This window comes from Hymenobacter edaphi, assembly GCF_003258365.1.
GTDB lineage: Bacteria > Bacteroidota > Bacteroidia > Cytophagales > Hymenobacteraceae > Solirubrum > Solirubrum edaphi.
The window spans coordinates 110,579-136,498 of record NZ_QHKM01000006.1 but is presented as its reverse complement, the minus strand read 5'-3'; the positions used below and the strand labels follow the sequence as shown (position 1 = coordinate 136,498).

Here is a 25,920-nt window from a genome sequence, read left to right as displayed (position 1 = left end):
GCAATGACTACGGGGTGAGCCGGCGGCAGCTACTTAGGGCTTACCGCCACCACACGTTGTCTTTCTCGGTGGCGTCGAGGTACAGGCCGCCCTGCAAGGTCACTGCTTTGGCTTCCTTGGGCAGGGTGATGGTGGCCTGGCGCTGGTTGGCCTGCCAGATGGCGGGCGACTGGTGCAGGGTGGCTTTCGAGCCGTCGGTGTACTCCACTGCCACGTCGAAGGGAATGGCGAAGCCGCCCACGTTTTGCACGGTGAGGGTGGTGCCGCTTACCCCCGCCACGGCCAGGTCGATGTAGTGATTGGTGAAAAACCAGTTCTGGAAAAACCAGCTCAGGTCCTGGCCGGCGGTGTTGCTCATCGAGTGGAAGAAGTCCCAGGGAATGGGGTGCTTGCCGTGCCAGCGGTCCATGTACGTGTGCAGGCACTTCTTGAACAGCTCGTCGCCCAGCATGTCCTTCAGGGCCAGGTAGCTCAGCGAGGGTTTGCCGTAGGCGTTGTTGCCGTAGCCGGCCTTCAGCTCGCTGCTGGGCGTGATGATGGGCAGGTCCTGGGCCGTGGCGGGGTCCTTGATGTAGCGCTCCACCCGGAACTTGCGGTACAGCTCGTCGGCCGCCGCGCCGCGCTCGGCCCGGCCGATGAGCAGCTCGAACGTGGTGGCCCAGCCCTCGTCCATGTAGGCGTAGCGGCTTTCGTTGATGCCCATGTAGAACGGGAAGTAGGTGTGCACGATTTCGTGGTCCTGCACGAACTGGGCAAACGCGGGGTCCTCCTGCGGGCTGTCGTTGACCATCATCGGATACTCCATGTCGGCGAAGCCCTGGAAGGCGGTCATCGTGGGGTACGGATACGCCACGCCGGGCCAGTTTTTGGGGTCCGAAAACCAGCCCAGGGCGTACTGCCCGTTTTTCACCGACTCGCGGAAGTCGACGGTCTTTTCGGCGTAGGCGGCCTGCATCAAGGCGCGGCGCTTGGCCTTGGCATCGACGACGACGCTGCCGGCATCCCACAGGTAATGGTCGCTCAGGCCGAAGGTTACGTCGGGCACTTCGCGGGCGGTGAACAGCCAGGTATTGAACGGGTTCTGGGCCGTCACGTTCTTCTGGGCCAGCTCGGCGGCCGTAGCCACGTGAATGACCTCGTCGCTTTTCAGGGCTTTTTTCAGGCGCTTGGCGTAGGTGGGCTGCAGCACCTTGTCGGCATTCTGCAGCACGCCGGTAGCCCACACGAGGTAGTTGGCGGGCACCCGCACGCGCAGGGTGTAGTCGTTGAAGTCGTTGTAGAACTCCTTGCTGTCGACGAAGGGCAGCCGGTCCCAGCCGTTGTAGTCGTCGTAGACGGCCACGCGCGGGTAGCTGTAGGCCAGAAAGTACGTGGTCGGGTCAATCATGCCCTCGCGCCCGCTCTGCTCGGACACGTTGTAGTGCCAGACGACGGAGAAGCGCACCGAGTCGTGGGGCAGCAGGGGCTTGGGCAGCTTCACCGTCTTGGCCGTAGCCGGGCCGCGCCAGGTTTTGGGGTCCTGGGCCTGGCCGGCCACCGCGAAGGAGTCGATTTGCACGCCCTCGGTGAGGTAGGCGGGGGCGGCGTCGCCGTCGCGGGCGCCGCCGGGCTGGTGGATGTTGGCAATCAGCCGGAACACCACCTGCCGGAGCGTGTCGGGGCTGTTGTTGGTATACACGATTTGCTCGCGGCCGCGGACGTCGCGGGCGGGCGGGGCGGCCTGCACGGTGATGTCGTAGCGGGCGCGGTTTTGCCAGTAGCGCGGGCCGGGGCGGCCGTCGAGGGCGCGGGTGCCCTTGGCGTAAGCGGCCTTGATGTCGCGCGGCATGTAGAGCGACGACTGCGCGGCGGCGGGCGGCGCCAGGCCGGCGAGCAGCAGGAAAGCGAGTAGAATGCGGGGCATAGCGAAGTGGTGTAGCGTGACAGACAGCGCCGGGGCCGCGGGCGTTGCACCCCGGCTGCGCACGGGCTGATGGCGCCCAAGGTACAGCGGCGCCGCTTCGGGCCGGCACGCGGGGCCGCCGAACCGGACCGGTGCAATTCGGGCCAGCGGCCGGGCAACGGCTGCCGGGTTCTTCCGACCTTTGCCCGGCATGAACTCCTCTCCCGCCCCCGCTGCCGCTGTTGCCCCTTCCTCCCCCACCGTGGCCGGCCCGCCGCCGCACCAGCCCACGCCGCTCACGGCCTGGGTGCTGCTCATCGTGCTGGCTTCCATCTGGGGCACCTCGTTTATTCTGATGAAGAAAGGGCTGGTGGTGTTTTCGGCCCTGGAGCTGGGCGCGGCCCGCGTCACGGTGGCCTCGCTGCTGCTGCTGCCCTTTGCCCTGCGCCACGTGCGGCGGGTGGAGCGCAGCCGCTTTAAGTGGCTGCTGCTGAGCGGGGTGGTAGGCACGCTGATTCCGGCCTTCCTCTTCGCCTACGCCGAAACCAAGCTGGCCTCGGGGCTGGCCGGCGTGCTCAACGCCCTCACGGTCGTCTTCACCCTGCTGATGGGTGCCCTGTTCTTCGGCCAGCGCATCACCTGGCTGCGGGCCGCGGGTATTGGGGCCGGGCTGCTGGGCACCATCGTGCTGATGGGCCTGGGCGGCAGCGGCGGCGACGCCACCCCCAGCGGGCAGGGCAACGCCTGGTACGGGCTCTACATCGTGCTGGCCACGCTGGGCTACGGCATCAGCATCAACCTCATCAAGCACCACTTCCACGGCATGCCGGCCCTGGCCGTGACGGGGCTGCTGCTCATGCTCATCGGCGGGCCAGCGGCCGTGTACCTGCTGCTCGGCACCGATTTCGTCTACAAGCTACAGCACGTGCCCGGCGCCTGGACGGCCTTCGGCTACATCGCGCTGCTGGCGACCCTGAGCACGGCCGTGGCCATGGTGCTTTTCAACCGGCTCATTCAGCAGTCGACGGCGCTGTTTGCCTCCTCCAATACCTACCTGGTGCCCATCATGGCCCTGGCCTGGGGCCTGCTCGACGGCGAGGTTATCAACGGCTGGCACCTGCTCGGCATGGGCATCATCCTGCTGAGCGTGTTCATTATCAACCGGGCGAAGTAAAGAGTTAGGAGTTAGGAGTTAGGAGTTAGGAGTTAGGAGTTAGGAGGCTACGCCCGCCTACTGCCCCGGTTACGCCATCAGGTGTGCATTGCTCCTTGCTGATTATTTATTGACTCAAAACGCCACCTGCAGCCCCAGCTGGGCCCAGCGGTGCTGCCGGGCACCCCGAAACTCCGGCGAAATCTGCACGGCTGACGCCGTCAGGCGCAGGCCGGCGTAGCCCAGGCCCAGGGTGCCGGTGGCGCGCAGCACGCCGCGCTTCAGGTCGCGGGCGGGCAGCTCGTAGGGATTGTCGCGGCGCAGCAGGCCGCCCTGCAGGGCCGCGTCGTAGCCGATGAGGCGGCCGTCCAGCCAGGCTTCGGCGTAGAACTGGGCGCGCCGCCCGCGGCGGGTGGCACGCGAGGCCACGCCGAGGTCGGCGAAATACGAGTTGAGTAGCCCCACGCGTAAGCGGGCCTCGGCCCCGGCGTAGGTACGCAGGGTGCTCAGGGCCGCCGTGCCCCCGCCAATCAACTCGACGCTGCGCCCGGCACTCCACAGCCGCTGTTCCCAGCGCGCGGCGTAGCCCAGCACCAGGTCGTTGCGAATCTGGTAGCCCCAGCCACGCGGCGTGGGCGCGCCGAGCAGCGCGTGCAGCTTGGTCTGAAAGCCCCGGGCCCCGGCCGCCGGCCCGATCAGGCCCAGGCTCAGCGCGGTAGTCAGGCGGCGGCGCCGGGCGGCAGCGGTGGCGGCGCGAAAGAAATCGAGGTACAGGTAGGCCGCGTAGGGCCGGTCGCCGACGCGGATGAGCGGGTCCTGAATGCGCAGCGGGGTGAAGCCGTCGTAGGTCAGGCGCAGGCCGAAGTGCTGGACGCCACCAAGCGGCAGGCGCAGCAGCCGGGCGCCGGGCAGGAGGCGCAGCACGGGCAGCACCGCGGTGCCGCTCATGCCCTGCGTGAAGTAGTAATCGGTTTTGAAGTAGGCGTCGTTGGCGAAGGTGTAGGCCGCGAAACGGTCAGCGCTGACGGAATCGGTGGCGGAGTGCTGGGCCACGGCGGGACGGGCCAGCAACAGGCAAAGCGCCGGAATAAGCAGGTAGCGCATAAAGGCTTGGGACGGGAGCCTTACATACGACCAAGCCCGCACTACGGCTTGCGGCCCTCAGCGGCCCGGGCTGCTGGGGGCTCAACCGCCGAGCGGGGCGCTGTGCTGGTAGGGCCAGGCGTGGTAGCGGGCCGGCAGCTTCAGGCGGGCAGCGTGGCCGAGCAGGTAGGCCTGCACCCGGGTCAGCTCGGCCGCGTCGAAAATGGGCAGCTCGTGGCAGCCGGGGTGCCAGAAGTCGGCCTCCCTGGGCAGCTGACCGCGCAGGATGCGGCGGGCCTGAGCCGCGGTGCGCTGGTGCAGCAGCTCCACGGCTTTGTACAGCGCGAGGCGGTGGCCGGCGGGCTGGTGCAGCACCGCGTGCAGGTGATTGAAGGTCAAGGCAAAGCAGGGCACCCGCAAACCCTGCTCCTCCAGTAGCAGCAGCTCCCCGGCCACGGCTTCGGCTATTTTTTCCCTCTCCAGGTAGTGGCCCCCGACCAGAGCCGAGTCGAGCACGGCGTCGAAGTCGGCGAAGAAGCGCTTTTCGGCCCGGCGGTGGGCGGCTTGGGCTTCGGTGGGCGTGGGCGCGGTACGGGCGGCCTGCTGGGCGGCTATGCGTTGCTGCTGCAACTCGCGGCCGGCGCGGGCGGGGATGGAGCCGGCGAGGCGCAGGGTCAGCAAGATGGTTTCGCCGGGCGGCAGGAGGGCAAGCGCATCATCCACAAGCTATGGTTTTATATATCAGCCCATTAATCATATTATCAACTTATATGCTGCCTATGGCGCGGAGCCCAACCTCAGTCAATTGCTCATATCTGTCCCGGCCAACTTACCGGGCGGAGCACGCCGCCGGCTTCTTCCAGCTCGCCGCGGGCCAGCAGGCCCGTCAGCACGCCGTCGAGCAGCTCGCGCATGTCGTCGGAGAGGCGGCCGAAGCCGAGCAGGCGCACGGTGGCCAGGTAGGCCGCGTCGCGGGGCAGGCTGAAGCTTTGCGCCACCACCGTGCGCAGGGCGCGGGCCAGCTCCTCGGGCGCCACCAGCGGCAGCTTCCGCGAAATGGCGGGCAGCAGGCTTCGGTCGCGCAGCGGGGGCTGCTGCATGGTGTTTTCCCACAGGAAGTCGCCCTGGCGGCGCAGGTGGCGCAGGTTGGCGGCCAGCAGGGCGGCGTCGCGGCCCACCTGGCGCATGCGGCCCCCCACCTGCGTGGCGCCACTGGCCTGGGCAAGACGCCGGGTGGCCTCGTCCACGTGAATCGGGCTTTCGACGCGCACCACCTGGGCCAGCCAGCCGGCCAGCAAGCTCAGGCTGTGCTGGTGCAGCTCGCGGTGCCCCACGGCGGCCGGCAGCTGGGCCAGCTGGTAGGGTTCGGCCACCGCAACTGGCGCGGCTTCCTCCCGCTCGATACCCGTCGGCGGTGTCGTCGACGCCGTGCTTTCAAGTGCGGGCACCTGCTCATCATCAGCATGTTTATCAGCAGCCTGCCGGGCCGCTTCGATGGCCTGCACGGCCCGCTCGGTTTCGCCGGCCGGGTCGCGGAACCAGTCGGTGCTCCAGATGCGGTGCAGGCGCCAGCCCACGGCTTCCAGCACCTGCTGGCGCAGCCGGTCCCGGTCGCGGGCCGAGCGGGCGGCGTGGTACATGGCCCCGTCGCACTCGATGCCGAGCAGGTAGCAGCCGGGCTGCGCGGGGTCGACGACGGCCAGATCGAGGTAAAAGCCCTGCGAGCCGACCTGCGGCCGGAGCCGGTAGCCGCGGGCTATGAGGGCCTGGAAAACTGCTTCTTCAAAGGATGAATCCGGCGGCCGGACGGTTTCTCCGAGCTGGTTTAGCTGGCCGTGCTGGGCAAAGTGCAGGAAGGTTTTCAGGTCGCGCACGCCCTGGGCCGTGGTGCGCGTGAGGTCGAGGTCATCGGCGGAGAGGTTGGTGAACACCTCGCAGCGCAGCTTGGCGCGGGTGATGAGCACGTTGAGGCGCCGCTCGCCGCCCGCGCCGCTGAGCGGGCCGAAGTTCATGGCCAGGTAGCCCTCGCGGGTGCGGCCGTAGCCCACGCTGATGAGCATTACGTCGCGCTCGTCGCCCTGCACGTTTTCCAGGTTCTTGACGAAGAACGGCTCGTGCGGGTGGCGGTTGAAAAACGCTTCGATGTCGGGGTGCTCCCGTCGCAGCTGCTCCAGCGCATCCTCGATGGCTTGGCGCTGGGCCATGCTGAAAGCCACCACGCCCAAAGTCAGCGCGGGCGTGTGGCGGGCGTGCTGCAGCACGGTCTCAGCCACGACCTGCGCTTCCAGCGGATTGGTGCGGGTGGTGCCGCGCTCATAATAAGTATCGGGCAGGTGGTGATACACCAGGCCGAGTCGCGTCGCGCCGCCGGGGCTGGGGAAGACGACCAGCCGGTCGTGGTAATACAGGTGGTTGGAGGGCGCAATGAGTGCGGGGTGGCGGGAGCGGTAGTGCCAGCGCAGCATCCGCTCGGGCATCTGCCGGGCCAGGCACAGCTCCAGCACGCTCTGAATGTCGGCCGTCACGCTTTCCTCGTCGGCCTCGTCGCCGCTGCCAGTCAGCGAGTCGAAAAAGGACGTGGGTGGCAGCTGCCGGGAGTCGCCCACGACGACCAGCTGCCGGCCGCGGGCAATGGCGCCGAGGGCATCGACGGGCTTCACCTGGGAGGCTTCGTCGAACACTACCAGGTCGAATTCCACCGCGCCGGGCGGCAGAAAGTTGGCCACCGATAGCGGCGACATCATCAGCACCGGCTTGATGGCCTGCACGGCCCGGCCGGCCTCCGCCATCAGGCGGCGCAGGGGCAGGTGCCGGGTTTTCTTGGCGAATTCACGGCTGAGCACCAGCATCTGCCCGCCGGCCTGGGGGTGGGGCAGCTGCTGGTGGTGGCGCAGCAGGGCCCGCACCCGGTGGTGGTGCAGCGCGGCGCGGTCGGCCTCGCGGAAGCGGGCGGCGGTTTCTTCGTGGGCGGCCCGCTCAAACTGGCGCAGCGCCGGGTGCTGCTCATAGGCCAGGCGCTGCAGGTATTCCAGCCAGGTCTGGCGCACAGCGGCGGTCAGCTGCCGGGCGGCCTCGGGCCAGCTTTCGGCCAGCAACAGCTGCTCCGGCAATTCCGTGGCCTGGGCAGCGGCGTTGTTCCATTCCACGGTCTGCTGCAGGGTGGGCAGCTCGGCTTGCCAGGTCGTCAGCGTCGCGGCCTGCTGGGCGAAGGGCTGCAGCTGCAGCCGGCCATCGGGACCGAAGCGGCGGGCTTCGTTGAGCTGCAGGGCATCGGCCACGGCCTGCAGGGCGGCGCGGTGTTGGTGCAGGGCGGTTTCGAGGGCCGTTAGGCCGGCGGGCAATCCGGCCGGCGCGTTGGCATACGCGGCAGCAGGAGCGGCGGGCGGACTGGGTCGTTCAACGATATTGGCAGCACGACCTGGAGCCGTACTACCACCCGGGGCGGCCAGGTAGGTGAGCAGGCTGGGGGGCAGCTGGCCCTGAGCAATGCGCTGGTGGGTGAGCGTGAGGTAGTCGGCGGTGCGGCGCAGGGCGGGCCAGTCGGAGCGCAGCCCCTGCCACGCGGAGCCAAACAGGCTGCTCAGCAGCGGGCGGGCGGCCTCCACCGTTTGCGCGTGGCGGGCGGCTTCGTGCAGGGCGTCGATGGCGGCTACCACGGGGGCGTTGTCGTCGGGCAGGGCGTGGCGCCAAAGCGCCTGCAGACGCTGCCGGGCCTGGCGGTAACGGCCGCTGAGGAATTTCCACCACTTCGGGCCGTAGGTGAGCAGGGCGGCGCGCTCAACCGACAGATCCTGCCCCCAGGCTTCGGGCAGCCAATCAGCGTCGTGCTGCCGGCGCAGGGCGTTATGGGTGGCCCCGGCCTGCAGCACCGCCTGAATTCCGGCAGCCTGCCGGATCCAGGCTGCATCGGCCACGGTGGCGCCGGTGAGCGGCGGGGCGAGCTGCACGTGCCGGGCCAGGGGCAGCAGGGCTTCGGCGGCGTGGCGGTCGGGAGGGGCGGGCTGGTTTAGGGCGGCGGCCAGGGCTTGGGCGGCAGCTGGCAGCGCGGCCACGGCGGCCTGGGCAGCGGCCAGGCGCTGCGTCAGAGCGTGTTGTTCGGCGGGCAGCAGCACCGTCAGCTCGCTGCCCCAGAACGGCAGCTGCTTCGGCGGGCCGATTTTCTGCAAGGTGGCCTGCAGGCGGGCGGCCAGGGCTTCGGCCTGGGCGGCGTCGGCGTCGGTCCACTGGCTGAGGCCGGCGAAGGCCACGCGCGGCAGCGCAGCGGCCCCCGACTGCCGGCGCAGGTGCAGCAGCTCGCCCATTACCTGCTGGGCGCTGCGGCGGCTGCGGCCCAGCGGGGCATTCACAGCCAGGGCGTAGTCGTTGAGGATCTGGCGGTAGCGCGGCAGCTGGCTGACCAGGTCGGCCGTGGCGGGAGCGGCGGGGCGCCCCAGCTGCAGGGTTGCTTTCAGCTCGTCGAGCACCGCCTTTTTGTTGGCCTTGTGCGAGTGCAGCTCCAGACAGGCCGCGCCCAGCCCGAGCGCGTCGAGCCGACGCTTAACCACGTCCAGCGCGGCCATTTTTTCGGCCACGAACAGCACCCGCTGCCCCGCCCCGATAGCCTCGGCCAGCAGGTTGGCAATGGTCTGCGACTTGCCCGTGCCGGGCGGGCCCTGAATGACCAGGTTGCGCCCCTCCCGCGCCGCCAGCAAGGCCAGCAACTGCGACGAATCGGCGTCGAGCACCTGGTGCAGTTCGTGGGCCGGGCTGTCGGTGTCGAGAAACGCGTCGTCGCCCACGCTGGGGGCCGGGTCGCGGAAGCCGGCGGGGCCGAGCAGGGCCCCGATGGCGGGGTGGGCCAGCAGGTCGGCGTCGGCGGGCCAGGTGGCGGGGTCCAGGTCGCGGTAGAGCAGCAGCTTGCTGAAGGAGAAGAAGCCCAAGGCAATGGCGTCGGCCTGCACCTGCCAGCCCGGCCGGGCGGCCACGGCCTCGGCCACGGCGGCCAGGTAGGCGGCCACGTCGGCGTCGTCCTCCAGCTCGGGCAGGCTCAGGCCGAAGCTGGTTTGGAGCTTGATCTGCAGCGAAAGGTTGGCTTCGATGTCGGCGCCGGTGTAGCGCAGCCGAAACCGCTCGGCCGCGCCGCTGCGCTCCAGCAGCACGGGCACCAGCACCAGCGGCGCCCGGCGCGGCTCCGCGCGGCTGCTGGCCTCGTACCACTGCAGCTGGCCCAGGGCGAGGTAGAGGATGTTGACGCCCTGTTCTTCCAGGCTGGTGCGGGCGGTGTAGTAGGAATTGAGCAGCCGGCTTTCCAGCCTGTCGGCCGTTTCGTCGGTCTGCAGCCGGTTGTCGGCGAGCAGGGCGGCGCGCTCGGCGGGGGCTTCCTCGGCGGGGCGGGCGGCCGGTTTCGGCCTGGGCGCCGGTTGGAAGTACATGGTTTTGCCCTGCCGCACCAGCGCCTCGTACACCGCGGCCGCTTGCTCGCGTACCACCGTCACGCCCCGGGCGGGCGAGGCGCGGTAGTTGAGTAGGGGGTTGCGCAGGCCCAGGTCGAGCAGCTCCCGACGGGAAGCATCGAGGCGGGCGGCCAGCGCGGCCCGCAAAGCGGCCGGATCAGCGGCGGTAGGTTCCATAGAGCGCACAACGAGCAGCGGCGGGGCTGCCATCCCCTCAAGTATACTCGGCCGCGGCGGGCAACCAAAAAGCCCGGCGCCGCGCGTTACCGCCGCGGCGCCGGGCCCAGGTCGAGTCGTGCGCCCTTAGCGGGCCCCGGCGGGCCGGTTCAGCTTGGAGTGCTTGAAGCCGTAGTTGAAGTAGATGGCCAGGCCAATGATCAGCCAGGCGCCGAACAGCAGCCAGTTGCTGATGCCCAGCTGCGTCATCAGGTAGAGGTTGGTGAGCAGGCCGAGCACGGGCAGCAGCGAGAGGTTTTTGGTGAACGACACCGCCGCCACCCACCCGCAGGCAATCAGAAACACGAGCATCGGAATCTGGTGGCGGAAGCCCTCGTAGCCCTCCGAAAAGCTCACCAGCCGGAAGAACTCGTTGACGTTGTCGCGGTTGTAGACGAACACCAGCCCGCCCACGATGAGCAGCAGCAGGGGCACCAGGAATTTGCCGTTGAGGTAAGGCACCTTGAAGCGAGCCTCCGATTTGCCGTGCGGGTCGATGACGAGGATGCCGCCGCACACCAGCGCGAAGGCGAAGAGCGTGCCGATGCTGGTCAGGTCGATAACCAGGTCCATGTTCAGCAGCATGGCCGGCACGCCCACGAAAAAGCCCGTCACGATGGTGGAGAACGAGGGCGTGTGGTACTTGGGATGCACCCGGGCAAACACCTTGGGCAGCAGCCCGTCGCGCGACATGGTCATCCAGATGCGGGGCTGGCCGATCTGGAACACCAGCAGCACCGAGGCCATGGCCAGCACCGCCGACACGGCCACGATTTTGCCCAGCCAGGTCACGCCCACTTTGTTGAACACGTAAGCCAGCGGGTCGCCCACGGCCAGCTCCTTGTAGTTCACCATACCGGTGAGTACCAGCGTGATGATGACGTAGAGGACGGTGCAGATAACCAGCGCGTAAATCATGGAGCGCGGCAGGTCACGCTGGGGGTTTTTGCACTCCTCGGCCGTGGTGCTGATGGCATCGAAGCCGATGTAGGCGAAGAACACGGCCGACACGCCCTTGAGCACGCCGCCGATGCCGTTGGGGGCGAAGGGGCTCCAGTTTTCGGGCTGCACGTAGAAAGCGCCCACCAGGATAACCACCGCCACCACGGCCAGCTTGAGCACCACCAGCAGGTTGGAGGCGTTTTTCGACTCCTTGATGCCCACGTACACCAAGGCGGTAATGGCCAGGGTGATAAGGCCGGCCGGCAGGTCCAGCACCAGGCGCAGGCCGCCCGGCAGCTCGGGCGCGGCGGCCCAGGCCTTGTAGCCTTCCAGCTGCGCCGCCGAAGCCTCGCTCAGCGGCTTGCCGGCCTGCATCAGCGCCAGCACGGCGTTGTAGTGCTTGTGGGCACTCTGCATGCCCATCGTCAGCCAGATGGGCAGGTGCACCCCGACGCCGTCGAGCAGGCCGGTGAAGTAGTCCGACCAGCTGATAGCCACCACGATGTTGCCCACGGCGTACTCCATAATCAAGGCCCAGCCGATAATCCAGGCCGCCAGCTCGCCGAAGGAGGCGTAGGCGTAGGTGTAGGCCGAGCCCGACACGGGGATGGTGGCCGCAAACTGCGCGTAGCACAACGCCGAGAAGGCGCAGGCAATGGCGGTGAAGACGAACAGCAGCGACACGGCCGGGCCGCCGTCGTGCGAGGCGTTGCCGATGGTGCTGAAAATACCGGCCCCGATAACGGCGGCAATGCCCAGGGCGGTCAGGTCGCGCACCGTCAGGTGGCGGGCCAGGCCATGCTCACCGGGGTGCGAGCCGTGCAGGTCTTCATCAGCGGGCGGGTTGGCCAGCAGGTCGGATAGCGCCTTGCGCCGAAACAGGCCGGCCGAGCGCGTGGGAGGGAGCGTAGAGGGAGGCAAAGCGGGGAGAATAGAATTTGGAGGCCCAAAAGATAGAAAATAATGCGGCGGCGTTGCGCGTTGGCATTTCCCGGCCGCGCCGTTTTCGGTTATTCAGAGCCGGTTTCTTTCGCCGGTAGTGCCGCTCCTCCCCATGGCTACTCGCCTCTCCGTTCCGCAGCCCTGCCCCGCCGATTGGGCGCGGATGACGCCCGTAGCCGGCGGCCGCTACTGCGCCGCCTGCGAGAAAGTAGTGGTCGATTTTACCCAGATGAGCGAGGTGGAAGTGCTGGCCTGGCTCAGCCGCCACGGCCGCCGCTGCGGTCGGTTTCGCCCGCGTCAACTACCCCAGCACCAGGCCCCGCGCACCTGGCCCGCCTGGCTGGCCGCCGCGGCCCTGGCCCTGAGCGGCTGCGAAACGCCCGCGCCCGGGCAGCTGCAGCTCCGGACGCCGCCCGCCGCCACGCCGGCCGACGTGCTGGTGCGTGGGCTGGTAGTCGACCTCGACTCCGGCCGCCCGCTGGCCGGGGCCTACGTGACCAGCCTGGCCGACAGCACCGTGCAGGCGCGCACTGACGCCGCCGGCCGCTTCGCGCTGCGCCTGCCACCCGCCCTGCGCGACTCCCTGCTCTACGTAGCCGCTTCCCCCGATTCCACCCACGACTACTACATCGGCCGGCGCGTGCCGCTGGCGGCCGAGCTGACGGTGCGCCTGCGCGGCATGGCAGCCGTCCTGGGCGAATCCCACCTGGTGCTGGAACCCGGCGAGACGTTTGTGCCGCACCGGCCAAAGTCGGTGCCGCCCCCGCCCCGGATATCAACCGTCACGTTCACGCCCCCCGACATCGACTAAGGCCTATGGAATCAGGCTGGCCGGCGCATCCATGCAGGGTACTCAACATGCCGCCCGATGCCGGATTCCGCTTTTGTTCTTACCGTCCCGCAGCCCTGCCACGAAGACTGGCAGCAGCTGACGCCCGCCGGGCAGGGCCGCCACTGCGCCGCCTGCCGTACAGTAGTGGTCGATTTCACCGGCATGAGTGATGCGGAGCTGCTGCGTTGGTTTTCCCGCGCCACTGCCAGCATCTGCGGCCGTTTCAGGCCCGATCAGCTCGACCGCCCGCTCTTCCTTCAGCCCCGGTTGCGGCCCCCTCGCTGGTACCGCTGGCTGGTGGCCGGCGCGGTCGTCTGGGCAGCCCTGACGCCAACCGACGCCGCTGCCCAGCGGCCCGTCTGGCCCGAGCAGCGCCTGCGCCCCTTGATTGCCCGGCCGCGGGCCTTACGGCCGGCCGCAGCACCGCTTGCCGGGGAGTCTCAACCCGACGAGCCAATTCGGCACGCCCAACCGCTGCCGCAGCGCGCTGTTATAGGCGGTGCCATTCCGGGCGTCCGCATCACGGTCTTGGCCGAGCCGCCCCGCCCATTCCTGCTCCAGCTGGAAGACTGGCTGCACTGATCGGGTTCGACGCAACGCCCAAAGCCGGCTTAACCTTGCCCCCGGCTTTGCGTACCTTGCGCGCCCCTATCCCCGATTTATGCGCTTTTCCGATGATTCGGCTGGTTCCAGCCGGACTTATACATTCGTTTATACAGCCTGCCTCGGGCTAGGAGCCGTGTTGCTGATGGCGGCCGGCCGTCCAAACCTGGCCGCGCCAAGTCTGCCCCGGTCTGCGCCGGCCCAACCGGCCCGCCCAACCCGCCTACCCGATACCACGGCCTACCGCCTGCGCGGGCGCCTGCTCGATGCCTACACCCAGGAGCCGCTGCCCGCCGCCGCGCTGTGGCTCAAGCACCTGGCCCTGGGCACGCAGAGCGACGAGCAGGGCTACTTCGCCTTCGACCTGACTGCCGACCAGCTGGCCAACAGCCCCACCGACACCCTGCAGGTAAAGGCCCCTGCTTTTCGGCTGCAGGCAGTGCCAGTAGCCTTTCTGCAGCAGCCGGCCGATTCGCTGCTGCGCGTCGTGGTGCAGCGCGACTCCGCGGTGACGCAGCCCCGGCCACTCCCGGCGCTGCCCCGACGCGAAGTGCGCCGGCTGGGCAAGACGCCTTCGCGGCCGGTGCCGCGGCGTACGTCGGCCCAGTAGCGGGGCCGGCGGCGTAGCCCGGCCGACCGAAACTTTTCGGGCGCGCAGGGGCTTATCCTGCCGATGAACAAGCTGCTTCCGGTTGCCACCGCCCTGCTCCTGCTCACCGGCCCCACCAGCTGCCTGCTCCGGCCCACCACCAAACACGACACGTTCGCGGAGCGCGCCCAGCTGCCCCAAGAAGAAGCCGTGCACCCGCGCAACTCCGTGGAATGGTGGTACTTCACCGGTCACCTGCGCGACGCGCAGTCGGGCGACCAGTACGGCATCGAGTACGTATTCTTTCACTTCAACCCCTCCGGCAAGCGTGACTACCTGATGGTGAACGTGGCCGTGACGGACCCCAAGCACCAGCGCTTCCACTACGACTACGCCCTGCAGCCCCAGGCACGCCTGCTGCCCGATTCCCTGCCTGTGCGCCTGCGCCTGCCCAAGCAGAACCAACTCTGGCAGCTCGACGGCCAGGAAGGCCGCTACCAGCTGCAGGCCCAGATGACCACCCACCCCGGTACCGGCTTTCAGCTCAGCACCACGCCCGCCAAGCCCGTGCTGCTGCACGGCGGCACCGGCTACGAGCAGTACGGCCCGCTGGCCAAAGCCGGCTACTACAGCTACCCCCGCCTGACCACTACCGGCACCCTCACCCTCGACGGCCAGCCCCGCCCGGTGACGGGCGAGCTGTGGTACGACCGGCAGTGGAACTGCGGCTCGGTCAACAAGCGCGACATTGCCTGGGACTGGCTCAGCATTCAGCTCCACGAATCCGGCGACGACCTGATGCTCTACACCGTGCACCAGAAAAAAACCGGCCAGCGCATCGGCGGCGGCTCGTTGTTCGGCCCCAAAGGCGAAAACCAGCACCTGGAGGAAAAGCACTTCACGCTGGAGGCCCTCGACCACTGGCAAAGCCCCGGCACCGGCCGCCGCTACCCCTCGCGCTGGCGCGTGCAGGTGCCTGCCCAGGGCTACGACCTGACCGTGGAACCCCTGGTGCCCCAGCAGGAGCTGAGCCTGAAGCTGTTCAAAGCCCTGCCCGCACTCAACTACTGGGAAGGCATGTGCCGCGTCACCGGCACCCAGCACGGCAAGCCCGTGACGGGCAACGCCTACGTGGAAATAACGAACCGATGATGTAGCGCGGGCTTCAGCCCGCGCTACAGCCTACCCGTTCAGCAACACCCGGAACGTGGTGCCCTTGCCCACCTCCGACCAGCGCACGTACAGCCGGCCCTTGTGGTAGTTCTCGATGATGCGCTTGGCCAGGGCCAGCCCGAGGCCCCAGCCGCGCTTCTTGGTGGTGTAGCCGGGCTGAAACACCGTCTCGAACTTGCTTTTCGGAATGCCCTTGCCGGTATCGGTGATATCGAGGGCAATCTGCCGGTTGTTGCGCCCGCCGTGACGGATGATGAGCGTGATGGAGCCGCGCCCGTCCATGGCGTCGACGGCGTTTTTGCAGATGTTCTCGATGACCCACTCCAGCAGCGGAATGTTCACTTTGGCCGTGGTTTCGGGGTCCAGCAGGCTTTCCACCTTGAAGGCCACTTTGCGCGACACCCGCACCTTCAGGTAATCAATGGCCCGCTCGGCCACGTCGCGGATGTTTTCGTCCTTGAGCACCGGCACCGAGCCGATGTTGGAGAAGCGCTCCGTAATGATCTGCAGGCGCTTCACGTCCTTGTCCAGCTCTTCCACCACTTCTTCCCCCGCAAAGCGCTCCGAGGACCGCATGTAATCCACCCAGGCCAGCATGCTGCTCAGCGGAGTGCCCAATTGGTGGGCCGTTTCCTTGGCCAGGCCCACCCACACGCGGTTTTGCTCGGCCCGCCGCGAGGTGCTGAACACCAGGTAGGCAATGACGGCCAGCGAAGCAATAACGCCCAGCTGCACCAGCGGGTAGGTGCGGAGCTGCGTCAGAATCAGCGAGTCTTTATAGTAGATGTAGTTGCGCAAGCCGCCGCCAATCTTGATGACAATGGGCGGGTGCTGCTCTTTCATGTCCTCCATCTCGTTCTGCAGAAAGGCCTGCCGCCGCGCCTCGTTCAAGCCGCTGGGCATCGTGATGTTGCGCGAGTCCACGATGTTGCCGTCGCCGTCGGCCAGGATAACCGGGACATTCGAGTTTTCCATGATGATTTCGGTGCGCAGGAAATCCGTCGTGGCATCTTCCTGCTCGGTCCCAATCAAAAACCGCTGCGTGCGGGCGTACCGGTCGATCTGCTGCTGCTCCCGCTCCGCCAGGCGGCTCACCAGCAGGTTGGTATACACTACCGTGACGGCGCCGATAACCAGCGCCAGCACCACGATGAGCAGCTTGATTCGGGATTTTTGGTCGTAAATGGGAAGCACAGGCAGAGGAAAAGGCGGCCGCAGGCAACCAAACCGGCTACCCCAACGCGTACAGCAACTGCGAAAGTACGTAGCCCCGCCCTCCACCGATGCCTCCCCGCGCCGTTCGGCCCCGCCCGCCGGCGCCCCGAGATTATTCTGCCGCTGAGCCTGCGGCCCGGGCAATGGGCCACATCATTTGGGGATTGACGCCGCCCCACCCGCCTGCCTACCTTTAACCCGTTGCGCCCAAGCGGCTTAAACCGAGACCGGCCCAAATGATTTTTGTCATTTAGCCAGCCCCGGAAGCCGTTTTAACCCGCCAAAAACGCAGTTCAGCCCGGCGTCGAACCACGAAGGTTGTTTTCGGGTTTTCACCCTTGCGAATTGCGCCGTAATTTTGTCGTCCACTTCTACGTCGCCCGTAGCTCCCGCTATGACCCACCCGTTTAAGGCCGTAGGGCTATCCTATAAAACCGCACCCCTCGCGATTCGCGAGCTGATTGCGTTGGATGAACCGGCCTGCCGTCGTTTCCTCGACACGCTGCACCAGCAGCTTGGCCTCGCGGACCTGCTTGTGCTCAGCACCTGCAACCGCACCGAAATCTACTACGCCGCCGAGCGCGACCAGAGCCCCGCCATCATCGAGGCCCTCGGCCAGCTCAAGGGCGTGGCCGACATGGCCGATTACTACGAGTACTTCAGCGTCCGCAACAACTGCGACGAAGCCGCCCGTCACCTCTTCGAGGTAGCCATGGGCCTCGATGCGCAGGTGGTGGGCGACCTGCAGATCAGCAACCAGGTGAAGCAGGCCTACCAGTGGTCGGCCGATGCCGACGCGGCCGGGCCCTTCCTGCACCGCCTGCTGCACTCGGTGTTCTTCACCAACAAGCGCGTGCAGCAGGAAACCGCCTTCCGCGACGGGGCAGCCTCCACCTCCTACGCCGCCGTGGAGCTGGTGGAAGAGCTGACCGCCGACGTGGCCAACCCGCGCGTGCTGGTGGTGGGCCTGGGCGAAATCGGCGCCGACGTGTGCCGCCACCTTGCCGGCAACAAGAACTTCGCCGACGTGACCATCTGCAACCGCACCCGCTCCAAGGCCGAGCTGCTGGCCGCCGAGTGCGAAGGCCTGAAAGTCATTGACTTCGAAAACCTGACCGAGGCCCTGCGCGAGTCCGACGTGGTTATTTCCTCCATTGCCCGCGACACCCCCTACTTCACCGTGGAATTGGTGGAGCGCCTGGAAGTGCTGAGCTACAAGTTCTTCATCGACCTTTCGGTGCCGCGCAGCATCGAGGCCGACGTGGAGCGCGTGCCCGGCGTGCTGCTCTACAACATCGACTCCATTCAGTCGCGCGCCTCGGCCGCTGTGGAGCGCCGCCTGGCCGCCGTGCCGCAGGTGCGCAGCATCATCGAGGAAACCCTCGCCGGCCTCGACGAGTGGAGCCGCGAAATGATGGTGGGCCCGGTGATTCACAAAATCAAAGGTGCCCTGGAAAGCCTGCGCCAGGAAGAGCTGGACCGCTACCAGAAAAAGGTGTCGCCCGAAGAAGCCAAGCGCCTCGACGACATCACCAAAGCCCTGATGCAGAAGGTATTGAAGCAGCACGTACTGCAGCTCAAAGCCGCCTGCAAGCGCGACCAGGCCGACCAGCTCATCGACGTGCTCAATGACCTGTTCGACCTGGAACGCCAGCAGGCCACGGCCTAAATAAAACCGCCACTGGCCCAGCCCGATACGTAGCGCCACCGCCCAACCAGCGGTGGCGCTGTCATTAATATGTAGCGCGAACTTTCCGCTCGCGTAAGCCGGAACGACGAATCCGGCAATGACCAGCGTTTCGGAATGCGCGAACTGAGCAAAGGCCGGCGTGGCCAAAGGGCCCGCTACAAAACCCGAAGGCCCGGCTTCTCGCTGGAGAAGCCGGGCCTTTGGGCTCATGCTAGGTTGGTGTCCCTTACATCGTGTCGCAGCAGCCTTCGAGCGTATCGATAACGTCGAGCAGCTTCGGGATGGAGAGGGAGTAATAGATCTTGGTGCCGACTTTGAAAGACGAGAGGATGCCGCGGTCTTTCAGGGTGATAAGGTGCTGAGATGCAATAGCTTGAGGCAATCCGAGCGTGCGGTAGATTTCCGTCACGGTCATTTTATCTTCTTTACCAAGCAAATCAACGATGGCCAGGCGCTTGGGGTGAGCCAGAACCTTGAGCATCGCGGCAGCCTTATCCACTTTTTTCGATTCTACGCGCGAAAGCAGTGGTTTCATGGAGACGTACAAAGGTGGAGTGTGGAGCCCGTAGCGATACGGTACGGGTAATACGTGCTTCCTATAGTCTAAAGTTCCTATACAGGTTGCCTTTTTGCCTCATTTCGGGACGACTGACTTTCTCTGAGGTTGTTGAAATACAAAATTCCCCGATTGCGCGGGTGGCCGTACCTTTGGCGCGCCGCCCCGGTTTGCGTCCGCGACGAAGCCTTGCCCGGCATTTCCCCATCCCCCTACCCTTCCCCCTTCTTCCATGCGCGACCTGCTGGCCACCTTCGAAAACAAGCGTCCCGAAATCGTCTTTGAGTGGAAAGACTCCGAAACCGAGGCCGAGGGCTGGGTGGTCATCAACTCCCTGCGCGGCGGGGCGGCCGGCGGCGGCACCCGCATGCGCAAGGGCCTCGACAAGCGCGAGGTGGAAAGCCTGGCCAAGACCATGGAGGTGAAGTTCACCGTGTCGGGGCCGGCCATCGGCGGGGCCAAGTCGGGCATCAACTTCGACCCGCAGGACCCGCGCAAGCGCGGCGTGCTGGAGCGCTGGTACCGCGCCGTCATTCCGCTGCTGAAAAACTACTACGGCACCGGCGGCGACCTGAACGTGGACGAAATCCACGAGGTCATTCCGATTACGGAGGACTACGGCCTGTGGCACCCGCAGGAGGGCATCGTGACGGGGCACTACCGCGCCAGCGAGCCGCAGAAGATTCAGAAAGTGGGCCAGCTGCGCCAGGGCGTGATTAAGGTGGTCGAAGACGAGCAGTATACCCCCGACCGCGCCCGCCGCTACACCGTGGCCGACCTCATCACCGGCTACGGCGTGGCCGAGGGCGTGCGCCACTACTACCGCCTCTGGCAAGACCAGGACGTGCGGGGCAAGCGCGCCATCATCCAGGGCTGGGGCAACGTGGGCGCTGCCGCCGCTTACTACCTGGCCCAGCAGGGCGCCATCATCACCGGCATCATCGACCGGGCCGGCGGGCTGCTGAAGCCGGAGGGCTTCTCGTTCGCGGAAATCCGGGACCTGCTGCTCCGGCGTCAGGGCAACGCGCTGACGGCCGACAACATGCTGTCGTTCAACGAAGTGAACGAGCATATCTGGACCTCGGGCGCCGAAATCTTCGTGCCGGCGGCGGCCTCGCGCCTGGTCACGCGCCAGCAGGTGGAGCAGTTGCTGGCCGGTGGGCTGGAGGTTATCAGCTGCGGGGCCAACGTGCCCTTCGCCGACCCGGAAATCTTTTTCGGTCCCACCGGCGAGTTTGCCGATGCGCACGTGGCCGTGGTGCCCGACTTCATTGCCAACTGCGGCATGGCGCGCGTTTTCGCCTACCTGATGGAAACCAACGCCGAAATCACCGACCAGGCCATCTTCGGCGACATCTCGCGCACCATCCTGCGGGCCCTGGAGCGTAGCCACGCCCAGGGGCGCGAGCTGCACCTGGCCCGCACGTCCTTCGAGCTGGCGCTGCGGCAGCTGGTGTAACCTGAAGCATCTGGAATAACTACATGCACGTCATGCTGAGCTTGTTGAAGCATCTCTAGCGCTTCGCTGGATAGTGATTTTACTATCTGATAGAGATGCTTCGACAAGCCCAGCATGACGTTCTTCTGTAGTTCAGCCGGCTCCGACCGCCCCGCGTTACCGACCAGTTACTCCCGCTCCCTATGAAGATTCAACAGCTTCTTAATCAGCACTTTTTCGGCAACACGCTGGGGCAGTACCTGGTCAGCGGCATCATCCTGCTGCTGGGCTTCGGACTGCGGCGGCTGCTCTCGCGCATCGTTTCCAAGGTCTTTTACCGCGTCATCAAGCGCTACACGGCGGGCGTGACCGAGCAGGAGCTGAACGACTTGCTGATTCAGCCGCTGTCGGTACTGCTGTTTCTGTTCACGCTGTTTCTGGCCTTCAACGTGCTCGACTACCCGGCCGACGTGACCGACAACCTCGCCCGCTCGACGCCCTGGCCCAAGAAGCTGGCGTTTGCCCTGTACCAGATCGGGGTGATTTCGGCCCTGGCCTGGGTGATGCTGCGCCTCATCGACTTTGCCGAGCTGGTGTACCGCCGCCGCGCCGAGCTGCTGACGGCCAGCAACACCCGCCTCGACGCGCAGTTTATTCCCTTCGCCAAGGACTTCGTGAAGGTCATCATCCTGATTTTCGCCTTTCTGGTGATGCTCGGGCAGGTATTCGGGGTCAACGTGACGGCGCTCATCGGCGGCCTGGGCATCGGCGGCCTGGCCGTGGCCTTCGCCGCCAAGGAAAGCCTGGAAAACCTGATTGCCTCGTTCACCATCTTCCTCGACCGGCCCTTTCAGGTGGGCGACCTGGTGACGGTGGGCGGCATCACGGGCACGGTGGAAAAGGTGGGCTTTCGGAGCACCCGCCTGCGCACGGCCGAGAAAAGCTACGTGACGGTGCCCAACAAGTCCATGATTGACAAGCCCTTGGACAACCTCTCGCTGCGCACGGCCCGGCGCGTGAGCTTCACCCTGAACTTCAGCCACGACACCACCCGCGAGCAGCTGCTGGCCATTGCCCGCGAGCTGCACGACTACCTGCGCCGGCACGAGCGCGTCATTCCGGAGGAAGTACAAACCAAGCTTACCGGCCTCACCCAGTCGGGCCGCGACCTGACGGTGCAGTACTTCGTGCAGGTGGCCACCTACGACGAATATCTCGACATCAAGGAGGAAGTCAACTACCGCATCCTGGAAATTGTGGAGGCCCACGGCGGCTCCTTCGCCACCAACACCACCGTGGTGCGCATGCTGGCCGACCCGGGCATCAGCTCGGGCACGGCGCCCAGCGGCTCGGTGCTCTAGGGCCGGCGGTTAGCGAAACTTGGGGGAGCGGATAGTGCGCGGCCGCTGGAAATCCACGGTTCGGCCTTTGGGGTACTCCACCGTGAAGGTGAAGCGCACTCGTTTGCTGGTGCCCCCGGCCAGGGCGAGCAGCCAGGTCAGCTTGCCGCTGGCCTCGTCCAGCTCCGCCCCGTCGGAGCTTTCCAGCTTTACTTTCAGGTCGCTTTCCTGCGACACCGGAATCTGGTCGAGCACGCGCACGCGCACGGCTTGGGCGTGGCGGTTGCGCACGTTTATTTCGTAGGTCACCTGGGTGCGCTGCTGCCCGTTGAGCGCCGCCTTGCCGTTGAAATCCTGGGTTTTGGTGCGGCCCACCGTAATCAGGTTGTCGTGGCCCAGGCTGATTTCCAGCGAGTCGTTGAAAGCCCGCGGGTCGATTTCGGTTTCGCCCACGTAGGCCCCGGCGTAGTACACATTGGCGCCGAACTCCTCGTCGGGCAGGAACAGCCCTTCCCAGCCCGTCACCTTGGCCTGCAGAAACACTTTCTCCGACAGCTTGGGAATGGTAACGTACTCGGGACGAGCGGGCAGCGTCTGCTCGGCCAGGCGCGCCAGGTAGTCGTTGCCCTGGCTTACGCTGACGGGCTCGGGCACGGTGTACACGCTGCTGGGTTCGGCAGCCGTGGCCTTGCCGCTGGCGTTGCCCTTCACCACAAACTTATCCACGCGCCCTTCCCCGCCGGTGCTGCTCCGGAAGTTCATGGCCCAGGGCGTCAGATCGGGCTTGGTCACGTTCGGCTCCACTTCCTCGTTTTTCAGGCGCAGCTGCACGTTGGTCCAATCCAGCCCCGAGCCGTTGCTAACCTTGGCGAAGGAGTTGACAATCAGCTTGCGGCCCGATTCAGGCACCCGGATTTCGGGCCGCAGCTCCCACAGGCAGGCGGTATTGACGTAGCGCAGCGTCAGGCTGACGGCGCCGGGCCGGGCCAGCTCCAGCAGCAACGCCACCCGCAGCCGCTGCGGCCCGGTGGTGCCGTTGGCCAGCAGGGTGCGGCGGTTGGCAAGCTGCTGGCGGCGGGCCGTCAGCGTTTCGGTCTGCGTCTGGATATCGGGCAGGCGGGTGCGCAGGAAAGTGGCGCCCTTCTGCAGCTCCGTGCTCCAGCCGGCCTGCGTGCCCGCGGGCAGCGTGCGGTTGGCGAGCAGGAAGTTCCGTTCTTCTTCCAGCGCCTTCACCTCCGCGTCGAGGCGGCGCAGACGCGCATCCAGCAGGCTCAGGCTGTCGGTAGGCGTACGCCCCGCCGGCGGGCGCACGGCTTCGCTGCTGACGGTCAGCAACTGGGCGTTGTCGGAAGTTTCCACCTGCAGGCTTTGGTCGCTGAAGCTGCTGGCGACGCCTTCCACCCACACCGTGCTGCGCCCGGCGGGCAGCGTTACGGTGCCGCGGTGTTCCAGCTCGGCCTGATTCAGGGCCACCGTCACGGAGCGCAGCGGCAAAGATGCCCGCACGGCCTCCGGAGTGGACTGAGCCAGCCCGCGGCCGGCAGCGCTTAACAGTAATAATGGGACGAGTAAACGATGCGGCATTAGGAACGAGCGAGAGGAATTAACTGAATTTTGACGGGTAAAAGATGCGGAGAATATCCCGAACGCAGCCAACGGCAAACGCAAAATCGCGTCGGCGGCAGCCGGGAATCCCGGTTGCCGCCGACGCGACCTGCAACTGCTTATAAAACGCTTAGCGCCCGCCCAGCAGGCCGCCGAGCACGCTGCCCAGACCGCCCCCCATCAGGCCGCCCAGGCCACCGCCGCCGGTGCTGCGCGGCCCCATCTGCGAGTTGCCGCCAAGGCCGCCGAGCACGTTCATCAGGCCGCCAAGGCCGCCGCCGGGCACCCCGTAGCCGGCAGGCTGCCGCCCGTAGCTGCCGCCACCGCCGCCCATCATGCTGCCGAGCACACCGCTGCCGAGCACGCCGCCCAGCAGACCGCCGAGGCCGCCGCCCATGCCCCCCATGCCGCCACCGCCGAGCACACTGCCCAGACCGCCGCCGCCCATCATGCCGCCGAGGCCCCCGCCCCGGTTACCGCCCATCACGCGCGACAGTACCATGGGCGCGGCCACGGCAATGAGGCCCCCCAGGGCGGCCTGGGGCGGAATGCCCACCGAGCGCAGCTTGTCGCCGAGCGAATCCATCAGGCCTTGTGGCGCCTGTTCGGGCTGCTGCACCTGGGCCTGCTGCGTCTGTTGCACCACGTTTTCGATGGTCTGCACCTGCTGCTGGTTTACGCCTAGGTACTGGGAAATCTTGTTGACCATCACTTCTTCGTCGTTGGCGTAGGAGCCGTCGGCGCGGGCAAAGCTGACCAGATCCGTCACCAGCGAGTAGCGCAGGTTGCTGCCGCGCAGCTGGTCGAGGTTGGTTTTGATGGTGTCGTTGGTGGAATCCTGCGCGGCCTGCAGCACCTGCTGGGTGCTCTGGGGCGAGAGGCCCATCACCTGCGCCATCTGGCTCAAAAATTCGCCTTCCGGCTGCGAGGCTTGGCGGTCGGCGGTAGCTAGGCTGGCAATGACGCTGAGGTAGGCCGTCTTTTCGGGCTCTGAGTATTGGCTGAATACTTCTTCGGGCTGCATGTCGGGTAGGCGTTTGGAAAAGGATGAGAGGGAAAGAGGCGCGGCAACGGTGTCCTTAACGCAGCCCGGCCGCTAAATGTTGATAAGCGTACCAGCCGGGTGGCTTCGGGTCCTGTCCGGTGCCGGCGGCCACCCGGAGCTGCCCCGGTCCGCAGCAGCATTGCTTTTTGGTGTCTCCGCCAAAATTTTTACTCCTGATTCTGAAAACGTTGCTGCGCCCCGGCTTATAAACCGGTTGAAATTGCGCGGGCACTGTTGCGCTTTCCAAAAACACCCACCATATTTGCATCCACAAACGGGGCAGCCACCCCGAATGTAGCCGGGGGATTAGCTCAGCTGGTTCAGAGCATCTGCCTTACAAGCAGAGGGTCGGCGGTTCGAACCCGTCATCCCCCACCACTGAAATACAGCCACTTAGTGCGAAGAACTAAGTGGTTTTTCTATTAACACATTCCGGGAGGTTAGCTCAGTTGGTTTAGAGCGCTTGCTTCACACGCAAGAGGTCGAAGGTTCGAATCCTTTACTTCCCACATCAAAGCCCGTTCCCGCCTCGGAAACGGGCTTTTTGCTTTTCCACGGCGCCGCCCGCAAACCCCTTCCGCAAGGAATTCTGCCCGCGTCGAACATCAGGCGCTTGAATACCGGAAGCCCTGACCCGGGCCAGTCAATTGGACCGGCTGAAGAAGGCACCACTTGACCCTTATATCGTAAGGTAAATTCCTCAGGTCCCGGGCCGCAGAAAACAAGCGGATTAATCCCCCCCGAAAACGGCGGGATTCCCCTTTCCCGGCCCGACAAGCTCGCTCAGAAGCCGGCCCCGGGCTTTCCGGCTGCGCGTGGCGGAGCCAGGCCTCTTTCTCCCAGCTGGGCTTAAAGCATCCGGAAGATGCTGACGCGCCCGATGACAATATCGGAGGTGGCGGGCAATGGCCGATCCGGGATGATGCTGACGCGGATACCGTCGTTCTGCAGCCCCGGCGAAGCCCGGAGCTCCGCCAGCAGGGGCGTGATGTCGAAGGTCAGCGTAAGGCCGGCGCGGTTGCTTCCCTGCGGGTTGCTGGCCCGGCGCAAGCCATACAGCGCGGCACTGCCCGCCGGTAATTGACGTTCCCCGCCGGCCTCACCCGCCTCGGAGAAAACCAGGTACACGTTCAACACGGTCGCATCCCGCGTGCCGTGAACGTTTTCCAGGGTCAGGTATAGCTGGGCCGGCGCCGCGTGACCGGCAGCGGCGGCCAGGTAGCGGCGGCCCGCCGGCGTGAGCCGCACGCTGGTACGCAGGCCTGCCCCGACGACGGGAAGTTGTTCGGCGCTGACACCTAGCTGTTCGGCGTTCTGAGGCAGATCCATGGTACTGCTAATTAAGCCCCTACTCCCAGCGCGGCGGGAGCCGGGCTGCGCTTCGGCCCTCGCAGGCGCAGGCTCACGTACCGCAAGGCCGTACCGAAGCCACGCCACCGCCAGGCCGGGGTGCGGGGTGGGTCGAGCCGCTCACACACCATTAGTACGCTTATTCCCAGCATCGCGGCGAAATGGCCGTGGGGCAGCAGCATCGGCAAGAGCATGGCGGCCCAACAGGAGCCGACGCACCAGCGGCTGTGCTCCACGCCCATCATCAGTGCGTCGCGGTCGGCCTCTGCGCCAAACGCGGCCAGGGGCCGGTGGCGGTGGCACCGGTTCAGGTACCGCTGCTTGGCCGGCGAGGCCTGCCAGATCAACGCAACCAGCGCTACCAGCCCGGCCGGCAGGTACGACTCGGGCGCCCACAGGCCGGCGGCCAGCTCTAGCGCGAGCAGAAAGGCGCCGCCCACCAGCCAGCCGCCACCATAGCCGGCGACAAACAACGTGGTGGAACGGGCCCGCCGCCGGGCAAAGCTGGTGGCTCGGATGTGGTAGATGGGCTGAATCAGCAGGGGCGCCATCATGGCCACAAGCATCAGGGCCCAGCCCCCAAACAGGGACTGGGCCACGGTGAGCTGAGTGGTCCAAGACGCCGGGCTGCTCGCAGCCGGTGCCGTCAGGGCCAGGGCCGCCGGGCTGGCCGAGCAGTACGACATCACGGGCGGCGCGGCGGCCCCGTAGGCGACGGGTGCGGCGGCCGGCCGCAGCAGCACCAGCCACGCCAGCAGGCTCACGACCAGCACGCTGTTGCGGAGCCGCGCGTACTCCCGAGGGTTGTAAATCATGGGCCCGGCAGCAAATTGG

19 protein-coding genes and 2 tRNA genes are annotated in these 25,920 nt (G+C 66.6%); 10 read left to right on the top strand and 11 right to left on the bottom strand.

Features of this window, described 5'->3' with window-relative positions; translation table 11 throughout:
• Nucleotides 1-40 precede the first annotated feature (40 nt).
• Nucleotides 41-1,903: a M1 family metallopeptidase gene (locus tag DLM85_RS18110; RefSeq protein WP_111479562.1), complete on the bottom strand. Its 1,863-nt coding sequence runs from the start codon at nt 1,901-1,903 to the stop codon at nt 41-43.
• Between the two features lie 190 nt (nt 1,904-2,093).
• On the opposite strand from DLM85_RS18110, the gene DLM85_RS18105 reads away from it, so the two are divergent.
• Nucleotides 2,094-3,056: a DMT family transporter gene (locus tag DLM85_RS18105; RefSeq protein ID WP_111479560.1), complete on the top strand. Its 963-nt coding sequence runs from the start codon at nt 2,094-2,096 to the stop codon at nt 3,054-3,056.
• Nucleotides 3,057-3,170: 114 nt separating this feature from the next.
• Here the strand turns inward: DLM85_RS18105 and DLM85_RS18100 are convergent, their stop codons facing one another.
• The 4 genes from DLM85_RS18100 to DLM85_RS18085 all read right to left on the bottom strand — a co-directional run bounded on the left by DLM85_RS18100 (nt 3,171) and on the right by DLM85_RS18085 (nt 11,629).
• Entirely contained in the window at nt 3,171-4,139 is a 969-nt protein-coding gene (locus DLM85_RS18100) for a lipid A deacylase LpxR family protein (protein ID WP_111479559.1), read from the bottom strand.
• An 81-nt stretch (nt 4,140-4,220) separates the two neighbouring features.
• The gene (locus tag DLM85_RS18095) at nt 4,221-4,841 is read right to left on the bottom strand and encodes a hypothetical protein (protein ID WP_111479557.1); all 621 of its coding nucleotides are present in this window, start codon (nt 4,839-4,841) and stop codon (nt 4,221-4,223) included.
• Nucleotides 4,842-4,927: 86 nt separating this feature from the next.
• Nucleotides 4,928-9,727 carry a DUF3320 domain-containing protein gene (locus tag DLM85_RS18090; RefSeq protein WP_111479697.1) on the bottom strand — a complete coding sequence of 1,600 codons (4,800 nt, stop codon included), beginning with the start codon at nt 9,725-9,727 and terminating at the stop codon, nt 4,928-4,930.
• A 126-nt stretch (nt 9,728-9,853) separates the two neighbouring features.
• Nucleotides 9,854-11,629, bottom strand: coding sequence for an amino acid permease (locus tag DLM85_RS18085; protein WP_424321698.1), 1,776 nt, complete (start codon nt 11,627-11,629; stop codon nt 9,854-9,856).
• A 133-nt stretch (nt 11,630-11,762) separates the two neighbouring features.
• Between DLM85_RS18085 and DLM85_RS18080 the strand changes: the two genes are divergently transcribed.
• The 4 genes from DLM85_RS18080 (at nt 11,763) to DLM85_RS18065 (ending at nt 14,826) form a co-directional block, all read left to right on the top strand.
• Nucleotides 11,763-12,461: a carboxypeptidase-like regulatory domain-containing protein gene (locus DLM85_RS18080; protein ID WP_133257129.1), complete on the top strand. Its 699-nt coding sequence runs from the start codon at nt 11,763-11,765 to the stop codon at nt 12,459-12,461.
• Between the two features lie 57 nt (nt 12,462-12,518).
• A complete protein-coding gene (locus DLM85_RS18075; protein WP_111479553.1) occupies nt 12,519-13,064 on the top strand; it encodes a hypothetical protein in 546 nt (181 codons plus the stop codon).
• Between the two features lie 157 nt (nt 13,065-13,221).
• Nucleotides 13,222-13,695, top strand: a complete 474-nt coding sequence (locus DLM85_RS18070; RefSeq protein WP_133257128.1) for a peptidase associated/transthyretin-like domain-containing protein — start codon at nt 13,222-13,224, stop codon at nt 13,693-13,695.
• A gap of 63 nt (nt 13,696-13,758) precedes the next feature.
• Complete coding sequence (locus DLM85_RS18065; protein ID WP_111479549.1) at nt 13,759-14,826, top strand: lipocalin family protein; 1,068 nt, start codon at nt 13,759-13,761, stop codon at nt 14,824-14,826.
• 30 nt (nt 14,827-14,856) lie between these two features.
• Here DLM85_RS18065 and DLM85_RS18060 read toward each other — a convergent pair whose 3' ends face one another.
• Nucleotides 14,857-16,041 (bottom strand): sensor histidine kinase, encoded by a 1,185-nt coding sequence (locus tag DLM85_RS18060; RefSeq protein WP_111479547.1) that lies wholly within the window; start codon nt 16,039-16,041, stop codon nt 14,857-14,859.
• A gap of 415 nt (nt 16,042-16,456) precedes the next feature.
• Here DLM85_RS18060 and hemA point away from each other — a divergent pair, with 415 nt between their 5' ends.
• Complete coding sequence (gene hemA / locus DLM85_RS18055) at nt 16,457-17,731, top strand: glutamyl-tRNA reductase (RefSeq protein ID WP_111479546.1); 1,275 nt, start codon at nt 16,457-16,459, stop codon at nt 17,729-17,731.
• Between the two features lie 247 nt (nt 17,732-17,978).
• Here hemA and DLM85_RS18050 read toward each other — a convergent pair whose 3' ends face one another.
• Nucleotides 17,979-18,287 carry an ArsR/SmtB family transcription factor gene (locus DLM85_RS18050; RefSeq protein ID WP_059071745.1) on the bottom strand — a complete coding sequence of 103 codons (309 nt, stop codon included), beginning with the start codon at nt 18,285-18,287 and terminating at the stop codon, nt 17,979-17,981.
• A 253-nt stretch (nt 18,288-18,540) separates the two neighbouring features.
• Between DLM85_RS18050 and DLM85_RS18045 the strand changes: the two genes are divergently transcribed.
• Both DLM85_RS18045 and DLM85_RS18040 read left to right on the top strand, forming a co-directional pair.
• Nucleotides 18,541-19,767 (top strand): Glu/Leu/Phe/Val dehydrogenase dimerization domain-containing protein, encoded by a 1,227-nt coding sequence (locus DLM85_RS18045; RefSeq protein WP_111479544.1) that lies wholly within the window; start codon nt 18,541-18,543, stop codon nt 19,765-19,767.
• A gap of 182 nt (nt 19,768-19,949) precedes the next feature.
• Nucleotides 19,950-21,107, top strand: coding sequence for a mechanosensitive ion channel family protein (locus tag DLM85_RS18040; protein WP_111479542.1), 1,158 nt, complete (start codon nt 19,950-19,952; stop codon nt 21,105-21,107).
• A 9-nt stretch (nt 21,108-21,116) separates the two neighbouring features.
• Here DLM85_RS18040 and DLM85_RS18035 read toward each other — a convergent pair whose 3' ends face one another.
• Both DLM85_RS18035 and DLM85_RS18030 read right to left on the bottom strand, forming a co-directional pair.
• Complete coding sequence (locus tag DLM85_RS18035) at nt 21,117-22,580, bottom strand: DUF4139 domain-containing protein (protein ID WP_207891055.1); 1,464 nt, start codon at nt 22,578-22,580, stop codon at nt 21,117-21,119.
• Nucleotides 22,581-22,821: 241 nt separating this feature from the next.
• Entirely contained in the window at nt 22,822-23,715 is an 894-nt protein-coding gene (locus DLM85_RS18030) for a TerB family tellurite resistance protein (RefSeq protein ID WP_111479538.1), read from the bottom strand.
• A 321-nt stretch (nt 23,716-24,036) separates the two neighbouring features.
• Here DLM85_RS18030 and DLM85_RS18025 point away from each other — a divergent pair.
• A tRNA-Val gene (locus tag DLM85_RS18025) sits at nt 24,037-24,114 on the top strand.
• Between the two features lie 56 nt (nt 24,115-24,170).
• Nucleotides 24,171-24,245, top strand: a tRNA-Val gene (locus DLM85_RS18020).
• Nucleotides 24,246-24,585: 340 nt separating this feature from the next.
• Here DLM85_RS18020 and DLM85_RS18015 read toward each other — a convergent pair.
• Both DLM85_RS18015 and DLM85_RS18010 read right to left on the bottom strand, forming a co-directional pair.
• A complete protein-coding gene (locus tag DLM85_RS18015; protein ID WP_111479537.1) occupies nt 24,586-25,065 on the bottom strand; it encodes a DUF7868 domain-containing protein in 480 nt (159 codons plus the stop codon).
• Between the two features lie 11 nt (nt 25,066-25,076).
• Nucleotides 25,077-25,901, bottom strand: a complete 825-nt coding sequence (locus DLM85_RS18010) for a copper chaperone (RefSeq protein ID WP_111479535.1) — start codon at nt 25,899-25,901, stop codon at nt 25,077-25,079.
• Nucleotides 25,902-25,920: the final 19 nt, after the last annotated feature.